This is a genomic window from Microcystis sp. M44BS1, from assembly GCF_020244875.1.
Classification (GTDB): Bacteria; Cyanobacteriota; Cyanobacteriia; order Cyanobacteriales; family Microcystaceae; genus Microcystis; species Microcystis panniformis.
The window spans coordinates 1-2,704 of the sequence record NZ_JADBVM010000334.1; the positions used below are offsets into that span (position 1 = coordinate 1).

A 2,704-nucleotide genomic window follows, 5' to 3' on the forward strand; every position below is an offset into this window, starting at 1 on the left:
ATTCCCAAATGCGTTTAACCGCTATGGGATAGAGAGGTGCGTAGTTCACCCAAGGAGAATCAATCTCTCGAAGTAAAAGTGAAGGGAATTTCTGAAATGGAATTCAGTCTGTCTATATTTGACTATACTTTTACTAACTATTAATGCAGCAAGAGAGGTTTAGACTGTGACCAATGTAGCGATCGATGTCCGATTAACCGCGACTTCTCTGTGGCAATGGCAAATATGGCAAGGATTGCCCTATCTTACCTGTAATCTCCTAGAGGACTGGTCCCACGGCTTTTTTACCCGTCATTATTACCCCCAAACCCCGGAAGCTTTTACAGAGGCTTTAGGAGCAAATGTACCGGTTTATCGGGTCAAACAGGTACATGGCGATCGCCTATTAAATCCCCAAGGGATTACTAACCCGGAAATTGTCGAAGCGGATGGAATTATCACCGATGCTTCCGGTCAAGGGATTTGGGTGGCCAGTGCTGATTGTACGCCCGTACTAATGGGCGATCGCTCTACTGGTGTTGGGGTGGCGATTCATTCTGGATGGAGAGGGACAGCCAAGGGGATAGTTGCCAAAGCAGTTAAGCAGTTATTAAAATCTGGTAGTTGTTTAGATAACCTAGTGCTGGCCCTGGGGCCGGCAATTGCCGGAGAAGTGTATCAAGTAGAGACAGAAGTTGCCGCACAAGTGGGTTTAAGTTTATTTCCCCAAGAAACCAATCCCGACCAAATTCTAGGGAATTTATTTAACCTCTCCCCCTCCCCCTTATTTGCTGACGAGGAAAAAGGGAAAGTGCGCTTAGACGTGCGACGGGTGATTTATCATCAACTACAACAGTTAGGAATTAGGGATGAACAAATTGCGATCGCTCCTTTTTGTACCTATCAACAAGAGGAGCATTTTTTCTCCTATCGTCGGGAAAAAGCCAAAAAAATCCAATGGTCCGGCATAGTTAGTCGTTAATGATTACTGCTCACTGATAACTGAAAAATCCCCCCTCTCCCATGCGTATTGTTTTTTTCGGAACCCCGACTTTTGCCGTTCCCACCCTCAAAAAATTATTAGCCAATCCCGATATAGAAATAATCACCGTCGTTACCCAACCGGACAAGCGCCGGGGAAGGGGTAATCAATTAATCCCCTCACCGGTGAAACAAATAGCCATAGAACAGCAAATACCAGTTTTGCAGCCCAAAAGTGTCAAAAAAAACGCTAAAACCTTAGATTCTCTCAGACAATCGCGAGCGGATGCTTTTGTGGTGGTTGCCTACGGACAAATCCTCTCCCCAGAAATTCTAGAGATGCCAAGATTAGGCTGTATTAACGTTCATGGCTCAATTTTACCGAAATATCGGGGAGCAGCCCCCGTGCAGTGGTGCATCGCTAGGGGAGAAAAAGAAACCGGCATTACCACCATGTTAATGGATGCGGGCATGGACACCGGACCGATGTTACTAAAAGCCTACAGCCCGATCGCTCTTTTTGACAATGCCGAACAGGTGGGAGCAACCCTAGGGCAAATGGGGGCGGATTTGCTCCTAGAAACCCTCTCTAGGCTCGATCGAGCAGAAATTACCCCAATTCCTCAAAATAACGACGATGCTACCTATGCCCCTTTAATTCAGAAATCTGACTACCTAATCCACTGGCAAGATTCGGGCCGGACAATTCATGATCGAGTCCGGGGTTTTTATCCTAATGCGCTGACCACTTTCCGGGGACAACCCCTAAAAGTGATGGCCACTATTCCCCTAGACGATCTGGAGCAACTGCCTCGAGAATTACAGACAAAAGACCTTTCTCATCTAAGCGGAGAAGTGGGATCGATCGTGACTCTCTGGAAAAATTTCGGGCCGGTAGTGCAGACGGGAGCGGGTTTATTATTATTAAAAGAAGTGCAATTATCGGGAAAACCACCGCGTTCTGGTGGGGATTTGGTCAATGGTTCCCGTTTAACTGTCGGTGAGATTTTCGGTCAATAGTTTTCGGGGTATGGCTTTCCTTTGCTCCTCTATGCTTCACCGGCGAAGATTTTTTTCAACTTGCGAAAGCGATCGGAATAACTTCTTAATACTTCGATTGCAAACATGGGGGTTTCCTGCACGGCAAATAAAAACTGCGGTTGATTGAGACAGGCTAATTTACAATCAGTTTTGGCGATAGCTGTGGATTCTCGCAGTTTATCCCCATGCAGGAGCGCTCCTGCTCCGAATACATCCCCTTTTTCTAGAGTTTCTATCAATTGTTCCTTGATATACATCTCCACTTCTCCGCTAAGAATACCGTACATTAACTCGCCCTCCGTGCCATCGACAAAAATAACTTCACCAGCTGGAAAAGTGCGATCGGGATGATTTTCGAGAATTTTAATCGTCTCTACGGGACTTAACATGATTTAACAATAATTTTTCGGGTTATCCCTCCCATTTTCCGATATATTGAACTCCCCGATCATCGTTTTTGTATGTAAGAATACTTGAAACTTCTCTACCTGACCAAGATTCGGTTTGACTCTCAGAAATGCTTTGTTTAATGCTTGTCGGGGAGAGAAAATTTCCCTCTTCATACCTTTATCCTCTTCCTACCCAACCCGATTTTTGAGTCTATTTTTTTCTCTCTTATCTTCCCTCAAAAACCCTATATATATGGGCGCACGGATTCCCATTATACATAAAGTCTAAAGCAAGTCTCGCCATTTGTCAAGGG

The 2,704-nt window shown here is 45.2% G+C and carries 3 protein-coding genes; 2 read left to right on the top strand and 1 reads right to left on the bottom strand.

Annotation, left to right across the window (positions count from 1 at the left end; genetic code table 11):
- Positions 1–166 precede the first annotated feature (166 nt).
- Together pgeF and fmt are read left to right on the top strand one after the other, a co-directional pair.
- Positions 167–961 carry a peptidoglycan editing factor PgeF gene (gene pgeF, locus IM515_RS24580; protein ID WP_287627670.1) on the top strand — a complete coding sequence of 265 codons (795 nt, stop codon included), beginning with the start codon at positions 167–169 and terminating at the stop codon, positions 959–961.
- 41 nt (positions 962–1,002) lie between these two features.
- Complete coding sequence (gene fmt, locus IM515_RS24585) at positions 1,003–1,980, top strand: methionyl-tRNA formyltransferase (protein ID WP_287627671.1); 978 nt, start codon at positions 1,003–1,005, stop codon at positions 1,978–1,980.
- 29 nt (positions 1,981–2,009) lie between these two features.
- On the opposite strand, the gene IM515_RS24590 is transcribed toward fmt, so the two are convergent.
- Entirely contained in the window at positions 2,010–2,390 is a 381-nt protein-coding gene (locus IM515_RS24590; RefSeq protein WP_002770239.1) for a cyclic nucleotide-binding domain-containing protein, read from the bottom strand.
- Positions 2,391–2,704: the final 314 nt, after the last annotated feature.

Bases quoted from the DNA above. Each gene is read 5' to 3' on its own strand.
- fmt (WP_287627671.1), top strand. From the start codon at position 1,003: ATGCGTATTGTTTTTTTCGGAACCCCGACTTTTGCCGTTCCCACCCTC.
- IM515_RS24590 (WP_002770239.1), bottom strand. From the start codon at position 2,390: ATGTTAAGTCCCGTAGAGACGATTAAAATTCTCGAAAATCATCCCGAT.